The organism is Photobacterium sp. Hal280 (genome assembly GCF_037162255.1).
Taxonomy (GTDB): domain Bacteria; phylum Pseudomonadota; class Gammaproteobacteria; order Enterobacterales; family Vibrionaceae; genus Photobacterium.
On sequence record NZ_JARLUO010000005.1, the window covers coordinates 1236484 to 1261773 of the forward strand.

Genomic DNA, 25290 nt, shown 5'->3' on the forward strand with positions numbered 1-25290 from the left:
CGGGAGGTGCCATGAAGTTATGGGATCATCCGATGTCAGAAAACGATTTTCGCCAGTGCCTGCGAATCGCAACCGGTGCCACGATCGGTTTTGCCATCAGTAAGATTTTCGGTTGGAACTACGGCGTCTTTTTTACGGTCACCCCCATGCTGCTGCTGGGTATGGTGCCCGTCATGAGCGCACACGCCGCGCGTCAGCTGCTGGCTGCGGCAATCGTGTGCGGACTGGAAGTGGGGATATTAGGCGGATTCTTTGGCGGGCATCCGGGCATGATGACCGGGATTGCTTTCGTGCTTTTTCTGTACAAATTTGCCTGTATGTCCAAAGGGACGCTCTTTCTGTTCGGGGCGAACAGCGTGCTCAGCCTGAGCATCATGCTGCACTTTGCCAGTTATCCGAGTTCAGATTTGAATGATCTGATCTTCAGCAACCTGCTGGCCAATGTGCTGTCGGTGGTGATTGCTTACCTGATGACGTTTTTGATCCCTGATGCCGAACCTCGTCAGCCGCCAGCGCGTCCCAGCGAGCCCAAAGGGTCCCACCGGATGCGCCATGAAGCGCTGATGGGGGCCAGTATTGCAACCCTGTCGTTTCTGGTTTTTCAGATCTTTGATCTCAATGATTCGATGTCGGCTCAGGCAACCACCTTGTTACTGTTATTTCCGATGAACTGGAATGGCGCTTTGGGTTATGCCCGTAAACGGGCGATGGGCACGATCATGGGGGTCGCCTTTGGGATGGCAGGGCAGTTGTTATTGTATGACTGGTCCGGGATGCTGGTATTGATTGTCCCCTTGCTCTGGATAGGCGCGATGCTGTTCAGCTATATGCATGTCAAGGAATCCAGTGGTTCAGGCGCAGGTTTTGGCGGCCTCACAACCCTGGGGATCCTCTACGGGCAATACCTGACCCCGGGTAATGATCTGGTGTTCAGTGCGCTTTACCGGGTCAGCAGTATCTTCTTTGCGATAGTGGCCACCTTGCTGGTGACCTACCTGATCCACCGTTTACTGAACAGCTTTGAGGCGACACGTTTCAGCCCGGTTCAGTAAGCCCATGACAAGGACGTCGCGACAAGCGTGTACTGAAGCAGCAACAGTCGCATCCGCAGACTGGAGATGATTCCTCACTGTTTTTCCGACGCAGTGATATGATAATTAACACATATCAACTGAATGCTTGAGGAAACATGATGTACGCCTTGAATGAATCGATCTGGATTGCGGATGGCAAAGCGGTACCTTTCTTTTCCTTACCCTATACAACTCGGATGACAGTGGTGAAACTGCCCGATGGCACGTTGTGGGTACACAGTCCGATTGAGCTGACCCCTGAGTTGGCGGAAGCGGTCAATACCCTGGGCGAGGTGAGTTATTTGATCGCCCCCAATCATTTACACCATCTGTTTATTGCGCAATGGCAGCAGGCTTATCCCAAAGCCACCACGTTTGGGACGAAAGAAGTGATTCACAAGCGCAGTGATCTTCACTTCGACGGCGAGCTGACCTCATCACCGGATTTCCCTGGCAGCCCGCGATTCAGCAACTGCTGTTTACCGGCTCGAAAGCGATGCAGGAATGTGTTTTTTTCCATCCGGCAACCCATACGCTGATACTGACTGATCTGATAGAAAATTTCCCAGCCGATTCGTTCAAACCCTGGCAGAGGATGATCGCTAAAGGTGCAGGTGTTATGGCACCTCACGGTAAAACCCCGCTCGACTGGCGTTTATCCTTTTATTTGAACAAGCCTGAGGCCAGGCGTCATATTGAGCATATACTGAGCTGGGCACCGGATACCATAGTGCTGGCGCACGGGGAACTGATCACACAAGATGCGACGGCGTTTTTACGGCGTGCATTTTCATGGCTTAAACCAGGTGTTTGAGAAGACAGTATCGGGAAAATGTATATGATGTGTATCACATATCATGGCGTTACATACCTGCCAGGCATAGAGTTTCAACTTTCTTTGATTTCAGATAATTATGACGAAGATATCCTGCGGCAAAATACGTGCTTTGTTGCTTATTTTGGCAGGGATATCACGTGAAACTTGGAAATATATCAATAAAAATAAAGCTGCAGCTGCTGGTGGTCATGGCTGCAGTGATGATTGTATCTGTCTGTATTTACAATTTGGTGCAGCAGCACAGCGCTTCATTCAGTGAGCGCGAGGATAAGCTGCGTGCACAGGTTGAAACCGCACAAGGTCTCATTGCATTTTTTGCCGCGCAGACTTCTGAGTTAGGTGCTGAGCAGGCGAAAAGTATGGCACTGAAGGCACTTGAGCAGCTCAGGTATGACGGTGATAACTATTTCTGGATTACCAACCCTGGCCAACAGGTCATCATCCATCCGCTAAAGCCGGAATTAAATGGTGCTGATGCCTCTACGCTCCGCGATGGTTCGGGGAAGTATCACTGGCGTGAAATGGCGGATATCGCAACGACGACAGGTCAGGGCTTTCTGGATTACACCTGGCGGGCACCGGATGGCCGGCTGCACGAAAAAATATCCTATGTGATGTATTTTCCTGAGTGGGACTGGATCATCGGCTCGGGCGTGCTGGTGTCGGATATCGACGATGTTTTCTACAGCAATCTGACTCAGGCATCGGTTTTTGCTGCCGCTGCGGTGATCATTCTGGCATGGATTGGATACCTGCTGGCACACGATATCGTCACACCGCTCAATGCGCTGGTCGACAAGATTCATGTGATAGCAGACGGCGATCTCAAAGTCAGGCTGAATAAAAAGCGTCAGGATGAAATTGGTGAAATGGGGCGGGAAGTCGACCGCATGCTGGATAAACTGCAGGCGGCACTCAAAGTGGCCAGTCAGTCTGCGGAGCAATCGCGCGAAATGGCAGGCCGGATTGCCAGTGCCAGTGAAGAAACGGCAACCAGCGTCGAATCTCAGCACGTCCAGCTTGAGCAACTGTCGGCGGCGATGAATGAAATGTCGGCAACCATTAACGATGTCGCCCAAAATGCAGAAAGTACCTCTGAGGCCACAGTTCACGTTGCCGAACAGGCTCAGCAAAGCAGTGTCAGTATGAAAGCCACCAGCGATAATATTCAGTCGGTGGCCGAAAATATCACCCATGCAGACAGCTTCGTCAATGAGCTGTTACAAGGGGTAAAAGATATCCATGCTGTGGTGAACGTGATTCAGGATGTCTCGGAGCAGACCAATCTGCTGGCATTGAATGCCGCCATTGAAGCGGCCAGAGCCGGTGAGATGGGACGCGGATTTGCCGTGGTTGCCGATGAAGTCAGGAATCTTGCCAGCCGCACTCAGCAGTCGACCTCAGAGGTCAAGGCCAGTATCGACAGACTGACCAGTATTGCTGAACAATCGAGTAAAACCATGCAATCGAGCCATTTTCAGGCGGCAAGCTGTGTCGATATTGCGCTGGAAACCCGAAGCACGTTTGAAAATATGGTGTCGGACTTGAATCAGACCACCGACAGAGTGGTGCTGATAGCCGCCGCGGCGGAACAGCAAGGCATCGTCGCCAATGAAATGAATGAAAATGTCAGCAGTATTCATCTGTCTGCGAATGTGATGAAAGAATCGTCCATGAATCTTGCTCAGGAAAGTCAGGCCATGGCGCACGTCTCTGAATTACTGAACCAGCACCTGGCCTATTTTAAGGTGTAGCGTTGCCGGATGCGAATCAACAGCAGGGAGTTTGCTCCCTGCTTGATTCGTTAGCCATTCAGTGAAGGATCCGCTTGTAAGCGTACCAGCATGTCGCTTTGCTGCTGCATCTTCTCTATGAAAACCGCCGGCGGTAGGGGTTTATCGTAAAGATAGCCCTGGAAGAACTGAATGTCGCGCTGCTTGAGGTAGGCTTCCTGTGTCGCGTTTTCCACCCCTTCTGCAACCACATCGATGTTCAGTCGGTTTGCCAGATCCACCACGTTATCGACAATATGGCTCGGCATGTCTACCGAACCAATCAGGTGGGTAAAGCTCTTATCAATTTTGATGATGTCGATGTGGAACTGGTTGATATACGCCAGCGATGAATGACCGGTGCCGAAATCGTCCAGCGCAATCTGAACCCCCAGATGATGCAGCTTCTCAAACAGCAGAGCTGCATTTCCTGTGTCTTGAATGAACTCTCTTTCTGTCAGTTCAGCGACCAATTTTACCTTGCCCTCCGGAAAGGCGGACATGAAGCTCAGGCAGTCTTTATAGAAAAGCAGATCATTACACTGGCTTGGGCTGATATTAATGGCCAGGTGAAAGCCGTCGGGCAGATATTGATGATTCTGAAGCAAATCAGATTTCACGCGGTTCAGTATCTGAGTGGTCATGATATGAATCAGGCCGGTGTCCTCTGCCAGCGGGATAAATAAGTCTGGCATGATGAAACCCTGATTCGGGTGGTGCCAACGCATTAATATTTCCGCGCCGCAAATCCTGCCTTGATGGTTCACGATAGGTTGCAGATAAGGCAAAAACTCATTCTCTTCTACCGCACGACGTAATTCCTCTTGCAGTGAACGCGGTCGTTTGAACTGGCGATAGCCATTGATGCCGATAACAATGGCAATAATGACGCACAGATACATTGAAATGTACAAATGCGACAGCATGTAATCCAGATACATTCTCTGACTGATTCGGGATGAAATCATGAACTCATTATCCCGGGAATTCAGCGCGATGAATGTGCCGTCTTTTGTCTCAGAGTAAAACGTAGTGTATGTCATGCTTTGTTGATTGTTTAACGTGATTGTTACGGTACTTTCTGTCCAATGGTCTGGAGTGTTCTTTTTATGTATTGGACATCAATACTGGCGATGACATACTTTTCACCGACTTTTTTCCGAGGAACAGAATTCTTTCGTTCGGATTTAAGTAATTATGTGTGGCCAGAAACAAACGTGTCGTAACAGGAATATGAGTGTTTTCATTTCTTGTTAAGGCATGATTGATCAGAGACGAGCAGTAGATGTAATTATCTTCCACTAAATTGACTGTGCGAATGTTAGGGCTGAGCACGGAAATGCGCTTTAACTCTTCCGCGGTTGCAGTGGTACAGGCGGTGCTGAGCAATGGAGTGGCCTTATTTACGGCAGTATGGGCCTCATCAATGGTGTTCTGGAAAAGGGCATTCGCAATGGTGGCTTTTTCTTCGACAAGGTTATCCAGATTACCCCTGCCATGCAGGTAAATGCCGCACAAGCCGAAGGCTAAGACGCTGAGCCCCAGTAAAACTGCCAGCAGAAAGTGTTTATACCGAGTAGCAAAACGAATAAGAAACCAGTTTTTACAGGTGGATATCATGTGAATGCTAATCAAGAAGGAGTAATCAGAGTTACCCGGATTGTGATGTGTTTTACACTTATTGCTAATTTTATTACGGAAGCGGCGCGAATTTTACCGCACTCTGTTGATATTTTAAACATGGCTGACATGAATCCTGTGTTGATTAATTGATTTACATCAATGTATGCGTTGTTATGACGACTAACGCTGCCGGTTTGATGCGAAGCTCGGTCAGGCTTTTTCTGCGGAAATCTGCTGTTGCGCTAAAGCGAACTGGCACTGATTTTTACCGTTTTTCTTCGCACAGTACATGGCCTGATCCGCATGTTTGAGCAAAGATTCTCGGGTGGTACCGTGTGACGGATAGATTGACACCCCAATGCTGACCCCGAGATGGAGCGGATTTTCTGCCAGCATGAAAGGACGGCTGAACATGGTGAGTATTTTGTCTGCCAGCAATGTTGCTGTATCGGTTGTCGCAATATTTTCCAGTATCAGAATAAATTCATCGCCACCGATTCTGGCCACAGTATCGGTTTCTCTCAGTGAATTCACCAGCCTCAGCGAGACGGCTTTCAGCAGCTTGTCTCCGGCATCATGACCATAGGTGTCATTTACCTCTTTAAATCCGTCCAGATCGACAAACATCAATGCCAGATTGGTACTGCCACGTTGGCAACGCAGGATGGCACTGTCAATTTTTTCCTGGGCGTAACGCAGCGTCGGCAGATTGGTCAGCGCATCATGATTGGCCATGTGCCTCAGCCTGGCTTCGGTCTGGCTGCGCTTTTTGATCTCATCCCGTAACCGGGTGATCCAGAAGCCAAGCACCAGAATAATGACCACTGAAATTGCAGACCAGCGATAAATATCTGTGAAATGGTGGCTTTCAGTCAGGGTGAATTGTGTCCATTTTCGTGATATCTCACGGTGTTCTTCAGGGGTAATCGCCTGCACTGCCAGGTCCAGCAAGGCGAGTAATTCGGGTTTATCCTGTCTGACCCCGACAGCAATAGGCAGCGAAAAGTCGAGCTTGGCAATGATCTTTTTACGAAAGACATCTTCTTTCAGTTCATCGATCAGTGAATCTAACGGGGCGACAAAGGCGTACACTTTTCCTGTATTTAACAGATGCATGGCTTGCAAAGGCGTGGCGGCATAAACTTGCTGAATATCCGGGTGGGTTTCTTGTAATCTCGCCATCACAGCGGTGTGTTTTGGCCCGGCAATTGCCTTTCCGGCCAGTTCATCTAAAGAGGCCAGCACCGGTTTATCGGATTTGGCAACCAGCACGTTGTGAATCTGGTAGTAGGGTGAGGTAAACGACAGGTACTTTTCCCGCGCCGGTGTTTGGCTGATCGCCGGAATGAAATCGCAGTGACCAAGTTGAAGGGCAGATAAGGACTCCGTCCAGCTATTGGTGAAATAGGGATGGAACGTCACCCCCAGATAAGCCTCAATCAAATGCAGATAATCAGCAAAGATGCCTTTGTGTTGCGCTTGTTCCTGGTAATCATACGGACGCCAGGACGGATTAAAACAATAGAACACTTTCTGTGCACTCAGCTCAGTGGCCCATGGTTCATAATCTGCTAAGGGTTGTCTCAGTGGAGCCTGATGAGAGGCACTCGCAATGGCCGGCGAAAATCCAGCCAACAATACAAAAAGCTTGAGAAACTGATTTCTCATTGCTCCTCCCTGAGAACTGCATCCATACCACTGTTTTAGAGAAAATGAATGTAACGATTTGTTTGATTTTTGACCAAGCTCCCACAAGTCTAATTCAGGAAAAAAATTAAGCAGGTCGAAATGACAAAAATTTAATCTTCTGCACAAAGTTTGATGCTCAGCGTTTATTGATTAACAGGTAAATACAGAAAGATCATCGTATTACGTGAAATAGGTCTGGTATTGAAAGGGTGAATTTCATTTATGTCTATCTTTTATGCAACTGGGTTTTGTGCGCTTGCGTGAGTTTTGTATAGTCGTGGACCGATGAAAAAGCCGAAGAATGATGACTGGAGTGAGGCATGATGATCAGAAAAGTGGCAGTCAATGATGCGGAAAGGCTGGTGGCACTGTTTCACTTACTCGATAAAGAGACAGCTTTCATGCTGTTTGAACCCGGAGAGCGACAGCTGACGATAGAGCAGCAAAGAGCGCAGTTGTCGGAATGGGTGGATTCCAATCAGCAAACCATGTTCGTCGCAGAAAATGAAGTGGGTGAATTAGCCGGTTTTATTGTCGGGGTAGGTGGCAAAATGAACCGGATCAGGCATTCGCTTTACTGCGTGATTGGCCTTCGAAGCAGCGCACAGGGTAAGGGGGTCGGCCGGCAACTGATGACGACTTTAGAAACGTGGGCTTCTCATCATGATTTTCACCGTCTTGAGCTGACGGTAATGGCACATAATGCACGGGCTCGTCAGCTCTACACATCAGCCGGGTTTGCTGAGGAAGGGATCAGGCGAGATGCCATGCGGGTGAATGGAAAGTATGTGGATGAAATTTATATGGCTAAGCTGCTGAACACCCATTGACAGCAATGAGCACATGGCTGTGATCGCCAAACAAAACACAGGTAGATAACCGATGATTGAAACACTCAAGAGAGATATTTGTCAGTTGCAGACTGAAAGACTCATCATCCGGCAATGGCAAGCGGATGACCACGCGCCGTTTGCCGCCATGTGCGCAGACCCGAACGTGATGCGGTATTTTCCTGCACCCCTGAGTGAAGCCGAAAGCGTACAGCTTGCACAGAAAGCGACCGCATTGATTGAGCAGAATGGCTGGGGCTTTTGGGCGGTTGAGAGAAAGGATACCGGTCAATTTATTGGCCTGACCGGTTTGCATTATCAGGATCTCGATATCCCCGACACTCCTTTTATTGAAATTGGCTGGCGACTGGCTGCCGATCAATGGGGGAAAGGGTTCGCCCCTGAAGCAGCGCAAGCTGCCTTGCGCTATGCGTTTGAGTCGCTGCAGGCACCTGCTGTTTATGCGTTTACCACCTTAGCCAATCAGCCTTCCCGGCGTGTGATGGAGAAGCTGGGCATGACGGATTGTGAGAAAAATTTTATGCATCCTAAACTGCCGCATGATCACGCACTGGCTGAGCATTGTTTGTACCGTATTACACGGCAAGCGTGGTTGCAGCTGAACGCTGAATAAAGGCTGATGGCGGGCCATGTTCCCGCTTGGCATGACAGCTTTGAGCAATATTTCCTCAACCACATCTGATTGAATTTCAGTCCTTCTTTTCGACATAGTCTACGCTTTTTTAGGTACGGTCAGCGCGTCAGTGACCCGTTATGCTTACCGTCCGAATTGGCCGAATCATAAGAAGAAGGAAGAGGCGCATGGGATTCATCGCATTTCTGTATCTCCTCATCGGGCTGGTGCTTTTTGGGGGCGGCCTGTGGCTGATCTCCCTGGGCGGCAGCTGGTACTTTGCCATTGCAGGCGTCGTGTTTTTGCTGGTTGCTGCCAAAGTCAGAACCAAACGGGGGAATGCACAGATCCTGTACGGTTTGTTTTTGCTGGCATCGCTGATCTGGTCATTGTGGGAGTCCGGTTATGACTGGTGGCCACTGGCCAGCAGGATGGGGTTGCTGCTGGTATTGGGTATACCGCTGCTGTTTTCTTTCCGTCTGATGGGGCGTACCAGAATCAGCCGTCTGACCGCGTACTGGTGGTTAGTCGCACTGGTGACGCTGGGCAGCATGTTTAACGATCCCCATAAGCTGGAAGGCCAGCTAAACACGTCCACGATTGTCCAGACACCGAAACTGGGACAGGTGCCAGAAGGGGATTGGTTCAGCTACGGCCGCAGCAATCTGGGACAGCGTTACTCGCCGCTGGAGACGATTACCCCGCAGAATGTGCGTCATTTAGAGCAAGCCTGGCAGTATCAAACCGATGATGTGAAAAGGAAAGGGGATATCGGTGAGTTTACCTATGAGGCCACGCCGCTGAAAATCGGCAATACCTTGTATTTGTGCACGCCCCACAACTGGCTGGTGGCACTGGATGCCGATAGTGGCCAGCAGCGTTGGGTGTATAACGCGAAAGTCGGGGAGGAGAATCAGCGCCAGCATCAGACGTGCCGCGGGGTGTCTTATCTCGCACCTCAGGCGGGCGAACCGGTCATGATGTCGCAGTCCGGTTCCGGTGCGGCGGAAACATTGGCCAGTATGGATTGCGATGCACAGCTCTTTTTGCCGACCTCAGATGCCAAGCTGATTGCGCTGGATCCGGCCACCGGCGCGCGCTGTAAAAACTTCGCTGAGGACGGGGTGCTGGACTTACTGCACAACATGCCCTTTCCTAAGTCCGGCTACTATTATTCCACATCCCCGCCTGTGGTGGCGAAAGGGGTCGTGGTCGTCGCCGGCTCAGTCAATGATAACTATGACATCAACTCGCCATCCGGGGTGATTCGCGCTTACGATGTGAAAACCGGGGCGTTGAAGTGGAACTGGGATTCGGCCAATCCAACCGATACGAAGCCGATTGCCAAAGACAAACTGTATGCGACCAGTTCGCCGAACAGTTGGTCTGTCGCCAGTGCAGACGAAGCGCTGGGCCTGATTTACATCCCTATGGGCAACCGTACGCCTGATCAACTGGGCATGTACCGCACCCCGGAAGAAGAACAATATGCCTCTTCGGTCGTGGCATTGCGCCTGGATAATGGCCAGCCTGCCTGGGTACAGCAGTTTGTGCATCATGATTTGTGGGATATGGATACTCCGGCACAACCCAGTCTGCTCGATATTCAGACAGACAGTGGTCTGGTGCCCGGCCTGGTTGTCCCGACGAAACAGGGGGATGTTTATGTACTGAACCGGCAGACCGGCGAGCCCATTCATCCGATCACCGAAGTGGCAGCGCCTCAGGGAACGATTGAGGGCGATTTTGCCTCTCCGACCCAGCCTGAGTCGGCGCTGAACTTTAATCCGCCGCCGCTGGAAGAGAAAGACATGTGGGGCGCAACGCTGATTGATCAGCTTTACTGCCGCATTCAGTTTCGCCAGCTGCGTTATGAAGGCCGTTACACGCCGCCATCTGAGCTGGGCACCATCGTCTTTCCCGGTAATTTCGGTGTCTTTAACTGGGGCGGAATCGCCGTGGATCCGGAGCGGCAGGTGATGTTCGGGATGCCGCTCTATCTGGCCTTTACTTCCACCTTAATTAAGAAAGACAGCAGTGCCTCACTGGGAGAAGTCAACGTGGGGGAGCATGGAGTGAATGCCAACGAAGGGGCCGATTATGCCGTGAGCCTCAAACCTTTCCTGTCACCGCTGGGCGTGCCTTGTCAGCAACCGCCCTGGGGCTATGTGGCCGGAGCTGACCTGAGTCAGGGTAAAGTCGTCTATAAACACAGAAACGGGACAATTCGCGATCTGACCCCCTTGCCGCTGCCGATCGAAATGGGTGTGCCCGGGATAGGCGGGCCGATCATTACCAAAGGCGGCGTTGTCTTTATGGCTGCTGCGGTCGATAACTATCTGCGTGCCTATGATCTCAGCGACGGTGAAGAAATCTGGAAAGCACGCCTGCCTGCCGGTGGGCAAGCCACACCGATGACGTACCTCAATAGTCAGGGCGAACAGATGGTGGTGATTGTGGCCGGGGGCCATGGTTCAATCGGCACAACGCTTGGTGACTATGTTGTTGCCTTTCAGCTGAAAAAATAGCGCGAGCCATGATGTCTTTTGTGGTGACTGGCGCGGAACTCTTCGGTGCTCTGGCGGCATGGAGCGCCAGTCTGTTTTGCGGCGCGGCTTGCTATATCAGCCTAGTCGAGCATCCCGCCAGACTGGAATGCGGCGCGGAACTGGCGGCGACTGAATTTACTCCCAGCTATCGCCGTGCCGCCAGAATGCAGCTTAGTCTTGCTTTATGCTCGGCATTGTCTGCGGTGACGGCGGCGGCCCTGGGTAGTTCCATGGTGTGGTTACTGGGCGGAGCACTGATCGCTGCCGTGATCCCTTTTACGTACCTGATGATCATGCCGCTGAATAAACAGCTTCAGTCTCCGGCGCTGAAAAAACAGTCCAGCTCAACCTACATGCTGCTAGAGCACTGGGGGAGATTGCATGCGGTCAGATCTGCCATGAGTCTTCTGGCCTGTCTGGTCTATTATGCAGCTTTGATGCTGGAGTAGCGGCGCTGGTTGTTTATCCAGCTCTGACCGGCGCCGCATCAAAAATGACAGTTAGCTAGCCGGTAGAGATCACTTCCCACGTACCGTCTGGCAGTTTGCAGGCGGTGCCGACAGCTGTTTCTGTTGTCTCATTCACTGTGACCATCTGCTGAAATTCCCTGCAATAGCGGCCGCTGGTTGTGGTGCCTTCACGTGTCGTTTCCACAGAACCAGAAGCGGTGCCATCCTGCCATTGTACAGTGCGGCCCACCGGCGATGTGGTGGCCGTGATCTGCGCTTGTTCATGACGCCGTTGCTGGTGTTCATCGAGCTGGTTTAGCAGCTCGAAATGAATAGCGGTGAATCCCAGCCAGTTGATGGCTTCTTGGTTCGTTCGATATTGACCGTAGCCTTCGTACCAGCTGCCGTAAGGTCGGGTGACCCGAATGCTGTTAACTACAGAGTATCGATCCGGGGGGACTGCAGCATTGCTCTTGCTCTGTCTGGCCAGGTAGTCATCGATGTCGACATATTGCCGGCTGTCCATCACACCATTTTTTAATTCTTCTCTGGTGATGCGTCCTGTGCGCTTTTCGATGTTCACCTGTGGCGAATAGATAGGTTGCTGGCCGCTGAGCAGCGCCAGTTTCTTGCCGGCTGAGAATGAAGTATCGGCGGCGTGTGCCCCGGACGTGACTAAAATCAGAGCGGACAGCAGTAGGGATGAGCCTGGCAACATGAAAGAGACTGTTCGATGCATTGTCGAATACTCCGTATCTAAGGGCTGTGGTTGAATCACGGGCGCTTCCTGCTTGTTGAGTCCACACTTCCTTATTTTTTGAGTATAGGCAGCGTATTCATAGGCTTGTGGATTCCATGTCCTGGGTCTAAAAATCGATACATCTTCAGGCAGAATGGTCAGCACAGGCTATTCTTGACGATATCGGTGACAATGAATCCTGGTGCGTCTGAGAGTGAATCCTCAGTGCGTGTGTACTGTATCTTCATGCGTAGCTGGTGGCCTGCCTTAAGCAGACAGTATGTTGCCCCGACTCAGTGGAGTCATCAGTCATTCGTGATTTGTTGTGGCGACTGAGTCGGGTGCAGTGAACAGAACAAGGGAATGTATGCACACTGAATATTCTGAAAGCGAAAACGTGATTCGCCGTTTATATGAAATTACCCAGTCCTATGATAAAGGCTTTGATTTCCAGATAAATGCGCTGATTCAGCTGGGGCTGGAACGATTCAGCCTGGATATTGGTATTCTGGCGCAGGTAGAAGGGGATACTTACACCATACGTCATTGTATTTGCCCGGAATATATGCCCCTCCTGCCGGGCAATCAATTTGAATTTGGTATGACCTACTGTGCGGTCACTTGCGAATCGAACGGTGTTGTTGCCGTGGAGCATGTTGGTCACAGCGACATACTGGGGAGCCATCCTGCCTACCGGCATTTTGGGCTTGAATCCTATATTGCCATTCCTATCCACGTGGGCGGAGTCACCTGGGGAACATTGAACTTTTCCAGTCCGGCCCCTTATCCCCGCGCATTCAAAGAAATGGATATCGATGCTCTGCAACTGATGGCGAGCTGGATAGAAGTCGAACTGGTCCGGCGAATGCAGGAAAACCAGTTACGGGAGCTGAATGTCAAGCTCAGGGAAACGGCCTCGACCGATCCGCTGACCAAGCTGATGAACCGCCGCGCTTTCACTGAAAAACTGGCACGGTCTGTGAACCACTTTCGCCGTAGCAAGCAACTGCAGGAAGCTGCCTTACTCTTGATTGATATCGATTCTTTTAAAGAACTGAACGATACCTACGGCCACTTACTCGGCGACAAAGTATTGATTGAATTTGCAAAAGTGATCACAGAGAACCTGAGAAGCTACGATCTTGTGGCCAGATACGGCGGTAAGGTCTTTGTCATTTGGCTGGTTGATACAGACAGAGCAGGCATTGAAGTGGTGTGTGATCGCTTCATGAGCGGGTTGGATAATCTTGCGCTGGTTGATGAAAAACTAACGGCCAGCGTAGGTATCTGTCATCTGAAAACCCGGCAGGTTGATGAAAATGCGCTGTCGCAGTTTGTCAAACCGGCGCAGATCATGGATGCCATGATAGCCCGGGCGGATAAGGCGCTTTGTCAGGCGAAAGCGAATGGCAGAGCAGGCTATGCGTTTTGCAGCGAAGCGCCAGTGTATCTGGATACCTTAAGTTAATGCGCCGAACTTCAATCTCAACGGCAAGGAGCTATCGGCTAAGTCATGGTCAAACTGGATAGTGGATTGAAAATCTGGCTGGATGCCTACAATCAGGGGTTAGCGCAACTGAAGCAAGCGGGCTATGTGGCCACTGTTGAAGCCATACGGGACGGGCTGTCGAGCCTGACGGCGGCGTGTGTCACTGACCCGCCTGACATAGCCAGAGTGCTGGACACCAGCGTCACTGAGCAAACACAGGTGATTCCTGTCCGAATTTATCATCCCGCACCTGACAGGCCGTTGCCTGTCATTGTTTTTCTGCACGGTGGCGGCCACATGGCAGGCAGTGTGGCTGTGTATGATCCGATTTGCCGCAAGCTGTCAAAAACCACGCAACACATTGTGGTGTCGGTTGATTACCGTTTGGCGCCCGAGTGGCCGTATCCCAACGGTTTGGCCGATGCCAGAGTGGTGATAGAGCAACTCTGGTCGTTGCTTGAGCAGCATCAGTTCGCGTATGTACCGGTTCTGACACTGGCGGGAGATTCCGGGGGCGGCGCTATGGTGGCAACTTTAAGCGCTGACTATCAGTATCATCCGGACGTTAACATCATCAATCAGGTGCTGATTTATCCCAGTCTGGATTACACCATGAGCCTTCCTTCGGTCACAGCAAACGGCACAGGGTTGTTTCTTCAGCAAGATAAAATGCAGTGGTATTTTGATCAGTATTTTCAGCATGGCGAGGACAGGCAGGCCGCTTCCCCATTGTTTATGGCGAAGAGCGGCCAAATGCCCCGGACATTGATGATCACGGCTGAATTCTGCCCGTTACGGGATGAAGGCGTGGCCTACGTGCAGCAATTGTCGGCGCTGGGGAACCATACTGAACATTTTCATCTTGATGACATGATCCACGCGTACCTTAATCTCGAATCTTTCGTGCCGATTCAGTGTGGCGCCACTTATCAGAAAATTGCAGAATTTTTAAAAAGTTAGGGTGATAAGTCACCCACTGCACTTGTGTCACTTTGTACAATAAGGACCCAGTATGTTCGAAGTCGTGATCCGCTATTTCCATTTTATCGGCATTTTTGCACTCTTCTCTGTGCTGGTGGTTGAGCATATGCTGATCAAACGCCGCCTGACCGCCGAGGAAATGCATCGTCTGGCAAGGTGGGATGCTGTTTATGGCATTGCAGCCGTTGTTGTGCTTTTGGCCGGGCTGGCTTTGTGGTTTCTGGTGGGAAAACCCGCTGATTTCTATACCGCAAATCCGGTTTTTCATGCCAAAGTGACCTTGTTTCTCATCGTGGCTGCCTTGTCGGTTTTTCCGACCGTTTTTTTACAGGCACAGACGCACCACCCGTGAAACCATTCCGGTTCCGCCTGTGATTGTTATTCTTATCCGTCTGGAGTTATTGCTGCTGCTTGTGATTCCTTTGCTGGCGGTACTGATGGCACGCGGTGTCGGGCTTGGCTGATGCCCTGCAGGATGCATGACGACAGAGCGCGAGGCGCCAAGATTGATTCAGATTTTCCTCTCAAAACTGCCTGAAACTCAGTCTGTTGCAAAATCACATCTAAGCTTAATGTAAGAGCCGAACCGTGGCTGTTGTGCGGCGCTGCTCTGCGGGTTGAGCAAAGGGGGTGAGGCTGATGATGCAAGCGCGAGCAGTAAAATCCGTGGCCGATGCAAAAGCAATTGTCGAAGAGCGCGGCCTGACCCATGTCAAGGTCGGGCTGTTTGATAATGACGGCATCATGCGTGGCAAATACATGTCCAAAGCCAAGTTTTTTGCTTCGCTGGAGAAAGGTTTTTCTTTTTGCGACGTAGTGCTGGGCTGGGATGCGAAAGATCAGCTCTATGACAATAGCCGGTATACCGGCTGGCATACCGGGTATCCGGATGCGCCTGTGCGTATCCTGCCGCATACTTGCCGCGATGTGCTGGACGAAGCGGGGATGCTGCTCTTTATCGCTGAATTTACCGGTACGGCCGAAGCGGTGTGTCCGCGCGGCGTGTTACGACGTGTGCTGGCAAAAGCAGAGGCGATGGGGTTCGAGGTTCAGGCGGCGCTGGAATATGAGTTCTTTTTATTTCGCGAAACACCGCATTCAGCGCGGGAGAAAGGTTTCCGTAACCTGCAAACCGTCACGCCGGACTGGTTTGGCTATTCCATGATCCGCAATTCAGTTTACAGCGAGCTGTATCACGACATTCTGGCGATGGGGCAGACCATGGACTTCCCCATCGAGGGGATTCATTCCGAAACCGGCCCGGGTGTGATTGAAGCGGCGATTGCGGTTGACCAGGCACTCGCCGCAGCCGATAAAGCGGCGCTGTTTAAAACCTACATGAAAGTGCTGGCCCAGCGTCGGGATTTGCTGGCGACCTTCATGGCGAAATGGTCCATGGATTATCCCGGCCAAAGCGGCCATATCCATGTTTCTCTCCGGCATAAAAATGGTCAATCTGCCTTTTATGATGCCAGCAAAACACAGGGCATGAGCACAATTCAGCGACAGTTTCTGGCCGGCCAGCAACGTTTGATGCCCGAATTCTTATGTATGATTGCCCCAACGATCAACAGTTATACCCGTATGGTGCCCGGTTTCTGGGCGCCGACGCACGCGACATGGGGCATTGAAAACCGCACAACGGCACTAAGGGTGATCCCGGGGAATGAGGCATCCCAGCGTATTGAATACCGGCTGGGCGCTGCAGATGCCAATCCTTACCTGGCACTGGCGGCGGCTGTCGCGTCAGGCTTATACGGCATCATGAATCAATGGCAGCCATTGGATGCGGTGACAGGTAATGCCTATGATCAGCCGCAACCCTCAGCGCTGGCACTGCCCGCCACCTTGTGGGAAGCCGCACAGCGTTTCAGGGCCTCCGCCGCAGCCCGTTCCCTGCTGGGAGATGCGTTTGTTGAGCACTTTGCTGCGACACGAGAGTGGGAAGAGCGTGAATTCAGAAAGCAGGTCACGGATTGGGAGCTTGCCCGGTATTTCGAAATCATTTAATTCGCGATGGTACTGACAGGGAGAAACAACGATGCGACTAGGTGTACTCTTGTGTGACGATGTGGCCCCTGAGCTACAGGCCGCTCACGGAACCTATCGGGACATGTTTTCCGCGCTGTTTCAGGATGATTCAAACCAAATCACCCTGGATTTCTACCGTGTGATTGACGGTGAATATCCCAAGGACATTGACGAGTGCGATGCATATATCACCTCTGGCAGTCAATTTGGCGCTAATGACGGCTTTGTCTGGATTGGCCATTTCATGGCGTTTATTGAAAGGCTGTATGAAGAGAAAAAGCCTTTTGTGGGGATCTGTTTTGGTCATCAGCTGATGGCAAAGGCGCTGGGTGGTGAAGTGGTCACATCCGGCAGAGGCTGGGGGATCGGTGTCCACAGTTATGCGGTGAAGAAAAAGCCGGCTGGATGAAAGGCGCCGGACCGCAAATCTCTCTTGTGGTCAGCCATCAGGATCAGATCAGCCGGTTGCCTCCTGAGGCCAGAGTGCTGGCAGGCAGTGATTTTTGTCCTTTTGCCATGATCCAGATAAAGACTTTCTTTCTGGGCATACAGGGACATCCTGAATTCACGAAAAGCTATGTGAACGATCTGATGACAGCCCGGCAGCAGCTTTACGGCGATGATGTCTATGAAAAAGGCATCAGCTCATTATCGCAACCGGTGGATGACAAGCGGGTGGTGTCCTGGATTGTCCTCTTTCTTGAAAAAGCCCTGGCGGAAAAACGGCCATAAAGCCGTTGCGCACAAAAGAACAGGCCCAGAATCTGAGCCTGTTTGATCTCAACTCCTGGTCACAGTCAGGCCGTTTGCAGCGCCATATGTTGCTGCAGTAAACGATAGCAATACACGCTTGCCAGCAGCACCCCGCTGCCTGCCACAATCGTGACGGTGAACCCGGCGCGAATGCCCATTTCATCAATCACCCAGCCAGTGAGTGCTGCACCGGCAGCAATGCCGATTCCCAGGCCTGTAATCATCCAGGTAAACCCTTCTGTCAGCTTTGACGCAGGCACTATCTTTTCCACAAGGCCCATGGTCACAATCATGGTAGGTGCGAAGAAAATGCCCGCGACAAAAACGGAGACGGACAGCGTCAGCACATCGTACACCACCAGCAGCGGGAGTGTGGCTGCCGCAGTGGCAATCGAAGCCAATAACAATTGTTTTGGCAACGTGAGGTTCAGACGCAGTGCGCCAAATATCAGACCGGAAATACAGGAACCCGCCGCATAGGCCGACAGGACAAAACTGGCTGCAACAGGCACGCCCTGTTGTTTGGCAAAGGCGACACTGAGTACATCTACCGTACCGACTATGGTGCCCAAAGCGATCAGTGTCAGCATCAGCATTTTCATGGTGAGAGGTTCAAGCGCAGATCCTTGCTGATGTTCAGTTTGATCGGAAACCGGGGGTTCGGTTTTTTCTGCAAACTGAAAAATGAGATGCCAACCGCCAGCATGACAGCTGCCGCGAACGGTCCGGCGATGGGCGACACAGCCACACTGAGACCGACGGCGATAGGCGGCCCGACAATGAAACAGACTTCATCAAGCACAGATTCCAGAGAGTAAGCCGTGTGCAGGGCAGGCTGGCCTTTGTAGATGTGTGTCCAGCGTGCTCTGACCATGGCTGGCATGCTGGGCATAAACCCGGCCAGTGCCGCAAACAGAAACAGTGTCCAGTCAGGTGCCGCCAGATGAACGCAGGCTAAAAGCAGCACCATCCCCAGTACACTGATTGCGGCCGCTAAGGGTAAGATACGGCCCTGACCATAACGGTCTGTCAGGCGGGAAATCTGAGGGGCAACCAAGGCCGTTGCGAGTGTGAACGTGGCCGCAACTGCACCTGCCAGCCAGTAAGAGCCGGATATCTGGGAAATCATAGTGATGATCCCAATGCCTGTCATTGAAATGGGCAGGCGGGCAATCAGTCCCGACAGGGAAAAAGCTAATGTGCCCGGGGCGTGAAACAGTTCCTTATATGGGTTCGCCATGAATATCTCCAGTCAGCGATTCAGAATATGCCCATGCGCGCTGATGACGGATGGGTTGCATAAGAAACTAATTGACATACGCGGTGTATGTCAACTATAAATGAACTTGTTTTCATATTTACGGGACAATGATTCGCATGAACAGAGCAATCACGATGGAACAGACAAGGCTTAATTTGCTGCAGCATGCCCGTATGTGGTTCGGTACAGTGGGCTTTGCTGACACAGTGATGGATGAGCTGACCGGGCAAGCGGGCTTAACCCGAGGTGCGCTCTATCATCACTTCGGCAGTAAGAAAGGCCTGTTTCTTGCCGTATACCAACAATTGGATCAGGAGATGGACAGCAGGCTGCAGGCGGTCTCTGCCAGCGCTCCGGACAGCTGGAGTGCTTTTTCAGGGCGCTGTCATGCCTACCTGAAGATGGCGACTGAGCCGGATATTCAACAGATTATGATCAGGGACGCGTCATCGGTGCTCGACAGTGAGCAGATCCAGGCGGTTCGGATGAGCTGCATTGACGCGATTGCCGGGTTACTGACGCAGTTAATCGGGGACAAAATCATCCCCGAGACCTCACCGGTGATGCTCGCCAGGCTGATTAACGGGGCTTTGCTGGACACTGCGCGTTATATTGCAGGCAGTGAAGACAGTGGGATGGCCTTGAATGAAGCGGCACAATCGCTGGACCTCATGCTCAATGGCTTGAGGCGCTCGCGGTGATGCTGCTGTCTGATCCCGCTTTTACCCGAATAAAAGCGGGGTTCATCGCGTAAATGCGGCAAGGTCATTCTGGACAGCAGATCACAAGGTGACGTTGTCACATATCCCTGATGTTAAAGCTGTGACAGTTCTGCCGTATAAAGGACTTTGGTTGGCTGCCCTGATGGCGAGCCACCCAGCGGTTCTTCACTGACCGCCAGCATCTGAATGTCCAACTGGTCAAAGCGGGTGTTTTTCGCCAGCACCAGTTCGCCTTGTTTCGGCAGCAGGCCAAGCGATACCGGGTTCGGTTCATTGGCGGCTACAGCCCACAGCTCGTAATCTTTGTCGGCAAGTCCCTGGAACGAAGATCCGGCCCGGACCGTGATATCGCGCGGGTGCACTTCTATCAACCAGTATGACGAGGCATCTTCGCCTTTCACGACAGCCACATGCTGTACAGGTCCGGGTGCCACGGAGGGCTGGCTTTCCCGCCAGAGCAGAACGGCAAGTAAGAGCGAAGCCGCTGTGGCCACACCAGTCAGCACAGGCCACAAACGGGACAGTCCGCGTTTGATCACATTGTGGCTGGTTTCTTTGGCTGGTTGTTCGTTGAAACCGAGTCGCTGGCTGATCGTTTGCCAGACCGCATCATTGGGCTCGACAGGGGCAATCTGCTGATTAATGTCGTTGAGATGCTGTTCCCACTGCCAGGTGGCTTCCCGAATACGGGTGGATTGCATCATCAGGGTCTGAAAGCGTTGCCGGGCCGGACCGCGCAGTGTGCCCAGTACGTACTCAGCGGCCAGCATATCGATCAATGTCTGGTTGTGATAGTTCATGGCGTCAGACACCTTTGTAGTTGTTGTAACCCGCGGCGAATCCAGCTTTTGATGGTTCCCAGCGGCTTGTCCAGATAGTGCACTACTTCCTGATGACTCAGCCCGTTAAAGTAAGCCAGATGAATCGCCTGTTGGTGCTCCTGGGGCAGTTCATCAATGCACTGGCTTAATTTATGCCCGGCATCCAGATCGGAAAACCGGTCATCGCTTTCTTCCTGTGGCGCGGGTTCAGCCGTGAAAGCGTCTTCTTTCCTGACCTTCTGGTAGCGCAGTATGTCGAGAGCCCGGTATCTGGCAATACTGATCATCCAGGTCAGGACACTGCCTTTATGGTGCTGATAATCGGCGGCGTTATGCCAGATTTTCACATAAGCATCCTGTATCGCTTCCTCGGCCAGCGCACGGTTTCCCAGCATTTTCAGGCATACCGCCAGCAGTTTGCCGCTGGTTTGCTGATACAGCCTGGCGAAGGCCTGCCTGTCGCCCAGTGCCGTGGCGCTGATGAGTTTGAGATGATCGTCCTGATCCATGTCTGTCCTTGTACTGTAATGATGAAATACGTTAAGAAACTGATTTATCAGCATGTTTTAACGGTAGCATCCACAATCGTATTCGCCAGTAATATCACGTCTGTTTTTGATATACGCGCCACAAATTCAGAGGCGCTCTATAGACCACTGTGCCGCCATCAAAGCAATACATGCTGAACCCGCAGGCATAAACCAGCGCTGGTAGCGCCATTGATGTCTGACAAGTATTAACACAGGTAAAGCAAGCAGCAGTATCGACAATTGTCCGAGTTCGACCCCTAAATTGAATGCCACAACCGCCAGCAATGTATGGCTGGACGGCAGCCCCAGTTCGCCAAGCACAGACGCAAACCCCATACCGTGCAGTAAACCAAAGCCAAAAGTCACCCAGCCCAGCTTAGTGATGAGCGGAAAGATATTATTCAGGGCGGCAAAAAGGACAGACAGAGCGATCAGGAGCTCGACCCACCGGCTTGATGGTAACCAGTTCAGCGCCGTTGCTGTCAGCGTAATCGAGTGGGCAAGGGTAAAGGCCGTGATAATCCAGGTGGTGCTGATCAGTATCGATTTTGGGCTGTCGATGCCTTTCCACTGTCGATTATCGCGGTACAGCACACAAGTCAGGAGTAAGGCCAGCAGAAACAGGATATGGTCGGTTCCGATCAGGATATGGACGATGCCCTGATACAGATACTCACGTGCCGTTTCGCCCATGGAAGACGCTTGCATGTTGACTGCCAGTGAGCGGTTGCCGGAATCCAGGATTCTGTTGATGCTTTGCTCGGACTGGGTAATATTCACAATCAGTTTATGGCCGGTATTTAAGTCGAACATCGCCTGATAGGACAGGCTCAGTCCGGTAGCCGACGGACAATTGACGTCTAACGGCAGCCAGAGATAGGGCAGGTTGGCGTGTGATTCCAGCATCATGTTGCCAGTGACAGTCAGGTTGCAGCGACGTCCGCCCTGCTCGACGGTCAGTTGGCTGAGTAACTGTGTTTGTATTGCTGGCTGCTGGTTTTCCAGTTCGCGCCAGCTCAGCTTGCCATCCCGGTTGGTATCCAGCTCGATACCTTTATCGGCCATCAGCGCGTACAGATCGGATAGTTGTAACTGCCAGTTACCGCTCAGCGTGGCGCTGTCATTTTGATCTAAGGTCAGATAAGCCGTACTTAACTGGTGTGCCTGTGCAGAAAACGACGCCGCAAGCAGTGCAAAAATGATGACGAGAGTTCGCATGATATCCCTTCCTTGATAGCGTTATGACTGCGGATTAAAAGCCTGTTCAGCGTCTAACAGCAATTGCCGGTCTGATAACAGGCGGTTTTGCTGCCAGTTGATTTTTGCCCAGAACAGTGCCTTGTCAGGGCGATCACCGAGCAGCAGGTAATAGCTCGCCAGTAAACTAGCGTGGGTGGTATCTTGCCGTTGTTCCCGCAAAGTGATCCGGTTCAGACAGCGAACCTGCCAGTGTTGGAATGTCCCTGTCATCTGTTCAGCGAGAGCCAGTTTCAGCAGCAGATTGTCATCAGTTGCCCCTGTGCGGGAGGCGATGTCTGCCAGGGTTTTGAGGACAGCCTGAGGGTTATCCTGAGCCAGTTGTGCATCTGCCCATAAACTCAGGTAGCTGATGGGACGCTGACTATCGACAGGCAAGCTGAGGTGATCCAGTGCTTCTTCCGGGCGGTTAAGCGCCAGCGCCATACCCGCCAGGATCTGCATGAGCCAGACAGATTCTTCCTGCGATTGCGACGGATAGCGAGCGGCGACAGACTGAAGTTCACGGTAGCTCTGGACACGGCTTTCCCCGGATTTGGCTTGCTGGAAATTGTTGTCCAGCGCACAGGCAGCGGCAACAAGCGCAGAAGACTGGCTAATCAGCTGCAGGCAAGATTGTCTGGCTTGGCCGAATTTACCCTGAATGGTCTGTACGCTGGCCAGCAGTAATCTTGCACCGGCATGATCGGGCTGTTGTGCCAGCAACCGCATTAATGTCAGCTCTGCACCTTTGAAATCATGCTGATGCTGCTGAATTCTGGCCCAAAGGTAGAGCGCTTCTGGCGAAGGAGTTGCGGTCAGATGCGGTTGTATCAGGGCATCGGCCAGGCTGAAACCGTCGACACTGCCCGACGGGCGCTGAGCGGTGTCAATGAGTGCGCGGATATCTTCCAGCGTTGCTGACTTGACGGTCAGTTCTGGTACTGTCAGCAATGCCGCATCCTGATTGTCCGGCAGGTAAGGCTTTGCGAACACGGATACACTGCAGAACACGGCCATACCGATCATCAGTGCAGCGAAAGAGTGTACAGACATGGCGATTTCCTTAATAAAGTGGCCGTCCCTGGCCGATCGAACACAACACGAAGGTGGCCCTGACAGCAGGCCACAAGCCGGTACGCCTTATTCCATCAGCAGATCGTCATAAAAGTCCGGACTGCTGACGTCATTGTTGACATCGCGTCCGCGCAGACTTTTCGGCGTACTGTTTTCTGGGGCGTTGAATACCGCTCGGCTGAACGAGGCAAAACTAACCTGGAGTACCTCTATCGAGACAGAGACCTGAGCACTGACAGGCTCATTGTTTCCGTCACTGACCGTGTAGCTAAACTGGTCATTACCTGTGACCCCGCTGGCCGGGGTGTAGGTGACGGTGCCATCTGGGGTGATGACGACTGAACCCAAAGCCGGCGCATTGCCGAGCGCAAAGCTGAGGGCATCACCATCTTTGTCTGTGGCCTTCAGCGAGTCGGTGACAGGCGTGTCGGTTTGTGTTGTCAGGCTCAGGGCCATGGCCGCCGGGGCGGTATTGGTCCCCCCGGAGGTATTCTGACCTGAATCTGAACTGCCGTTACAGCCCGCCAGGATCACGGCTGACAGCAGTAAGGAAGTACGAATAGATCGAGTCATTGTGCTGCTCCTTACTCAGAAACCATGTCAGTACCAGAACCGGAAAGAGGCGGCGCCAGATAGGGGAAGCTGTCATCCATCATGGTGGCATTGACCGGTGCGCCATCGGTAAAAGGAACGTTACCGACATTGGCATCTTCAGGCTGGCACAGACCCAGATCTGTATCCGTTCCGTTCACCGGAATGGGGTAGCACAAGCGACCCATGACAACACGCAGCGCAATATCGACCACATCGTCACCGGGCCGGCGGCCGTTAGGGAAACCCGCCAGATCGTCACCCGCAACACCGAAAGACGATTGCTGAGAAACAGGTTTGGCAGCAATCGCCGTATTCAGGCGTAACATCTCAGAAGGTGTGACTGTTTTTAGCTGATTGACCCCGGGGAAACCGGTCAGAAATGCAGTGACCAGATCGGTACGGGGAAAGTTGGTGGGGGCCAGCGTCGCTAAGTTGGCGCCCAGCGTAGAGTTGACCGCGTCTTTAAACAGAATGTTCAACAGCTCTGGCAGGCTTGGATGTGTCACATAAGTGGCAAACTGAGCATCATCGGCAGGCTTGGCCGCAGAGAAGGTATCTTTGTCTTTCAAGCCGATAACCAGCTCATTGACCAGCGGGTTGCCGAGACGCGAGACCTGTGTCAGGGCGCCGCCATTGACCTCCGGCAGGGTGAAAGTGGCATTTGGGTTCAGAATTCTGGCTTGTGGCAGGCTGGCGGTCGTCCAGGTACCTATGGTGCCGTTGCCATCGCCGGTCACACAGGCTTTAGGTATTTCTATCGCCAGTTCGGTAACATTTTTGAGCCTCAGGTCATCATTATCGGCTGACTGAGTAATACCCCCGGAAAGCCGCCGCCATCATAGGCACCAGGCGCACTGTCGCCTTCGACAGGGACATAGTTGACCAGGTCGAAGGTTTTACCCAGATTAACCACAAACGGGTCTTTGCGCTGGCCGGCAAAGACTTTGCCCGTTGCGGCGCAGCCCGGCATGGTAAATTCATAGATAAACTGATTGGCATAGCTGATATAGCCACTTTCGCTGCCAAAAGTTTTGGTACCAATGAAATCCAGCGGCTTGTGAAATTCAGTCTGGCCTGTGGATACGTTGGTCAGCTTGGTTGGCTGGCCATTTTGCTGCGGGCCGTTGACCAGGCTGAGGGTGTAAGTTTCACTGAAATTAGCCGCACTCTGATCGGCGGCACTGATCCCGCCAACAACTTTTAACGGCACCGCCACAGATTGTGTTTCTCCGCTGTTGCCGATATTGAGAGCGACCCCCATGTTGTTATTGGGCAATGCACTTTTAAATTTGAACTGAAAGGTCATATCTTCAACGGCATCACCGTCGTTATCGATATGGATGCTGTACACGGCGGCAGGATCCATGGCGAAGTAGTTCGGGCCACCGTAGGCATCTTGCAGCGGTATGTAGTTCGCAATCAGGGTGATGTAGTCCTCCCTGCCGGTTTCATAACTGTTGAAGGCGTAAAAGTCGGTAGAGTCCAGCGTGGGAAGCCGGGTAATGTTCGGTGCTTCCCGGTGGCTGGAAGCAGACGCGATACCGGAGAGGCCCATCGCAATGACACTCACAACGAGTTTGGTATTCATAATCGATCCTT

At 52.1% G+C, this 25290-nt stretch carries 26 protein-coding genes and 1 pseudogene; 14 read left to right on the top strand and 13 right to left on the bottom strand.

The window, feature by feature from the left end; genetic code table 11:
- Window positions 1-11 precede the first annotated feature (11 nt).
- The 3 genes and pseudogenes from P4S53_RS15115 to P4S53_RS15125 all read left to right on the top strand — a co-directional run bounded on the left by P4S53_RS15115 (window position 12) and on the right by P4S53_RS15125 (window position 3665).
- Window positions 12-1052, top strand: coding sequence for a DUF2955 domain-containing protein (locus tag P4S53_RS15115; protein WP_337113295.1), 1041 nt, complete (start codon window positions 12-14; stop codon window positions 1050-1052).
- A gap of 140 nt (window positions 1053-1192) precedes the next feature.
- Window positions 1193-1887, top strand: a pseudogene (locus tag P4S53_RS15120) (DUF4336 domain-containing protein).
- A gap of 161 nt (window positions 1888-2048) precedes the next feature.
- Complete coding sequence (locus P4S53_RS15125) at window positions 2049-3665, top strand: methyl-accepting chemotaxis protein (RefSeq protein ID WP_337113296.1); 1617 nt, start codon at window positions 2049-2051, stop codon at window positions 3663-3665.
- A gap of 50 nt (window positions 3666-3715) precedes the next feature.
- Here P4S53_RS15125 and P4S53_RS15130 read toward each other — a convergent pair whose 3' ends face one another.
- From P4S53_RS15130 to P4S53_RS15140, 3 genes are all read right to left on the bottom strand, one after another.
- On the bottom strand, window positions 3716-4726 hold the full coding sequence (locus P4S53_RS15130; protein ID WP_337113297.1) for an EAL domain-containing protein: 1011 nt from the start codon (window positions 4724-4726) through the stop codon (window positions 3716-3718).
- Window positions 4727-4790: 64 nt separating this feature from the next.
- Window positions 4791-5303, bottom strand: coding sequence for a CSS-motif domain-containing protein (locus P4S53_RS15135; protein ID WP_337113298.1), 513 nt, complete (start codon window positions 5301-5303; stop codon window positions 4791-4793).
- A gap of 213 nt (window positions 5304-5516) precedes the next feature.
- Window positions 5517-6974 carry a diguanylate cyclase domain-containing protein gene (locus tag P4S53_RS15140; RefSeq protein ID WP_337113299.1) on the bottom strand — a complete coding sequence of 486 codons (1458 nt, stop codon included), beginning with the start codon at window positions 6972-6974 and terminating at the stop codon, window positions 5517-5519.
- Between the two features lie 341 nt (window positions 6975-7315).
- Between P4S53_RS15140 and P4S53_RS15145 the strand changes: the two genes are divergently transcribed.
- The 4 genes from P4S53_RS15145 to P4S53_RS15160 all read left to right on the top strand — a co-directional run bounded on the left by P4S53_RS15145 (window position 7316) and on the right by P4S53_RS15160 (window position 11457).
- Window positions 7316-7825 (top strand): GNAT family N-acetyltransferase, encoded by a 510-nt coding sequence (locus P4S53_RS15145; RefSeq protein ID WP_337113300.1) that lies wholly within the window; start codon window positions 7316-7318, stop codon window positions 7823-7825.
- Between the two features lie 52 nt (window positions 7826-7877).
- Window positions 7878-8459, top strand: a complete 582-nt coding sequence (locus tag P4S53_RS15150) for a GNAT family N-acetyltransferase (protein WP_337113301.1) — start codon at window positions 7878-7880, stop codon at window positions 8457-8459.
- Between the two features lie 188 nt (window positions 8460-8647).
- Window positions 8648-10987 carry a membrane-bound PQQ-dependent dehydrogenase, glucose/quinate/shikimate family gene (locus tag P4S53_RS15155; protein WP_337113302.1) on the top strand — a complete coding sequence of 780 codons (2340 nt, stop codon included), beginning with the start codon at window positions 8648-8650 and terminating at the stop codon, window positions 10985-10987.
- Window positions 10988-10995: 8 nt separating this feature from the next.
- Window positions 10996-11457 (top strand): DUF1772 domain-containing protein, encoded by a 462-nt coding sequence (locus tag P4S53_RS15160; RefSeq protein WP_337113303.1) that lies wholly within the window; start codon window positions 10996-10998, stop codon window positions 11455-11457.
- Window positions 11458-11512: 55 nt separating this feature from the next.
- Here the strand turns inward: P4S53_RS15160 and P4S53_RS15165 are convergent, their stop codons facing one another.
- The gene (locus P4S53_RS15165) at window positions 11513-12196 is read right to left on the bottom strand and encodes an RT0821/Lpp0805 family surface protein (RefSeq protein WP_337113304.1); all 684 of its coding nucleotides are present in this window, start codon (window positions 12194-12196) and stop codon (window positions 11513-11515) included.
- Window positions 12197-12563: 367 nt separating this feature from the next.
- Between P4S53_RS15165 and P4S53_RS15170 the strand changes: the two genes are divergently transcribed.
- The 6 genes from P4S53_RS15170 to P4S53_RS15195 all read left to right on the top strand — a co-directional run bounded on the left by P4S53_RS15170 (window position 12564) and on the right by P4S53_RS15195 (window position 17429).
- On the top strand, window positions 12564-13664 hold the full coding sequence (locus P4S53_RS15170) for a GGDEF domain-containing protein (RefSeq protein WP_337113305.1): 1101 nt from the start codon (window positions 12564-12566) through the stop codon (window positions 13662-13664).
- 45 nt (window positions 13665-13709) lie between these two features.
- Window positions 13710-14645, top strand: a complete 936-nt coding sequence (locus P4S53_RS15175; protein WP_337113306.1) for an alpha/beta hydrolase — start codon at window positions 13710-13712, stop codon at window positions 14643-14645.
- A 52-nt stretch (window positions 14646-14697) separates the two neighbouring features.
- Entirely contained in the window at window positions 14698-15018 is a 321-nt protein-coding gene (locus P4S53_RS15180) for a DUF2214 family protein (RefSeq protein WP_337113307.1), read from the top strand.
- 287 nt (window positions 15019-15305) lie between these two features.
- Window positions 15306-16676, top strand: a complete 1371-nt coding sequence (locus P4S53_RS15185) for a glutamine synthetase family protein (RefSeq protein ID WP_337113308.1) — start codon at window positions 15306-15308, stop codon at window positions 16674-16676.
- A gap of 31 nt (window positions 16677-16707) precedes the next feature.
- Complete coding sequence (locus P4S53_RS15190) at window positions 16708-17106, top strand: glutamine amidotransferase-related protein (protein ID WP_337113309.1); 399 nt, start codon at window positions 16708-16710, stop codon at window positions 17104-17106.
- Window positions 17103-17429 carry a hypothetical protein gene (locus P4S53_RS15195; protein WP_337113310.1) on the top strand — a complete coding sequence of 109 codons (327 nt, stop codon included), beginning with the start codon at window positions 17103-17105 and terminating at the stop codon, window positions 17427-17429. The genes P4S53_RS15190 and P4S53_RS15195 overlap by 4 nt, the downstream gene beginning before the upstream one ends.
- Window positions 17430-17494: 65 nt before the next feature.
- On the opposite strand, the gene P4S53_RS15200 is transcribed toward P4S53_RS15195, so the two are convergent.
- Window positions 17495-18052, bottom strand: coding sequence for an MFS transporter (locus P4S53_RS15200; RefSeq protein WP_337113311.1), 558 nt, complete (start codon window positions 18050-18052; stop codon window positions 17495-17497).
- Window positions 18049-18690, bottom strand: coding sequence for an MFS transporter (locus tag P4S53_RS15205; RefSeq protein ID WP_337113312.1), 642 nt, complete (start codon window positions 18688-18690; stop codon window positions 18049-18051). Before P4S53_RS15205 ends, P4S53_RS15200 begins: the two co-directional genes overlap by 4 nt.
- 137 nt (window positions 18691-18827) lie before the next feature.
- Between P4S53_RS15205 and P4S53_RS15210 the strand changes: the two genes are divergently transcribed.
- Entirely contained in the window at window positions 18828-19412 is a 585-nt protein-coding gene (locus P4S53_RS15210; RefSeq protein WP_337113313.1) for a TetR/AcrR family transcriptional regulator, read from the top strand.
- Window positions 19413-19525: 113 nt separating this feature from the next.
- Here P4S53_RS15210 and P4S53_RS15215 read toward each other — a convergent pair whose 3' ends face one another.
- From P4S53_RS15215 to P4S53_RS15245, 7 genes are all read right to left on the bottom strand, one after another.
- Window positions 19526-20233 (bottom strand): anti-sigma factor, encoded by a 708-nt coding sequence (locus P4S53_RS15215; RefSeq protein WP_337113314.1) that lies wholly within the window; start codon window positions 20231-20233, stop codon window positions 19526-19528.
- Window positions 20230-20763: a sigma-70 family RNA polymerase sigma factor gene (locus P4S53_RS15220; protein WP_337113315.1), complete on the bottom strand. Its 534-nt coding sequence runs from the start codon at window positions 20761-20763 to the stop codon at window positions 20230-20232. Before P4S53_RS15220 ends, P4S53_RS15215 begins: the two co-directional genes overlap by 4 nt.
- Window positions 20764-20889: 126 nt before the next feature.
- The gene (locus P4S53_RS15225) at window positions 20890-22002 is read right to left on the bottom strand and encodes a HupE/UreJ family protein (protein WP_337113316.1); all 1113 of its coding nucleotides are present in this window, start codon (window positions 22000-22002) and stop codon (window positions 20890-20892) included.
- 21 nt (window positions 22003-22023) lie between these two features.
- Window positions 22024-23076, bottom strand: a complete 1053-nt coding sequence (locus tag P4S53_RS15230) for a tetratricopeptide repeat protein (RefSeq protein ID WP_337113317.1) — start codon at window positions 23074-23076, stop codon at window positions 22024-22026.
- Window positions 23077-23163: 87 nt separating this feature from the next.
- The gene (locus P4S53_RS15235; protein WP_337113318.1) at window positions 23164-23670 is read right to left on the bottom strand and encodes an Ig-like domain-containing protein; all 507 of its coding nucleotides are present in this window, start codon (window positions 23668-23670) and stop codon (window positions 23164-23166) included.
- 11 nt (window positions 23671-23681) lie between these two features.
- Window positions 23682-24506, bottom strand: coding sequence for a DUF4331 domain-containing protein (locus P4S53_RS15240; protein WP_337114502.1), 825 nt, complete (start codon window positions 24504-24506; stop codon window positions 23682-23684).
- Window positions 24476-25279: a DUF4331 domain-containing protein gene (locus tag P4S53_RS15245; RefSeq protein WP_337113319.1), complete on the bottom strand. Its 804-nt coding sequence runs from the start codon at window positions 25277-25279 to the stop codon at window positions 24476-24478. The genes P4S53_RS15240 and P4S53_RS15245 overlap by 31 nt, the downstream gene beginning before the upstream one ends.
- Window positions 25280-25290: the final 11 nt, after the last annotated feature.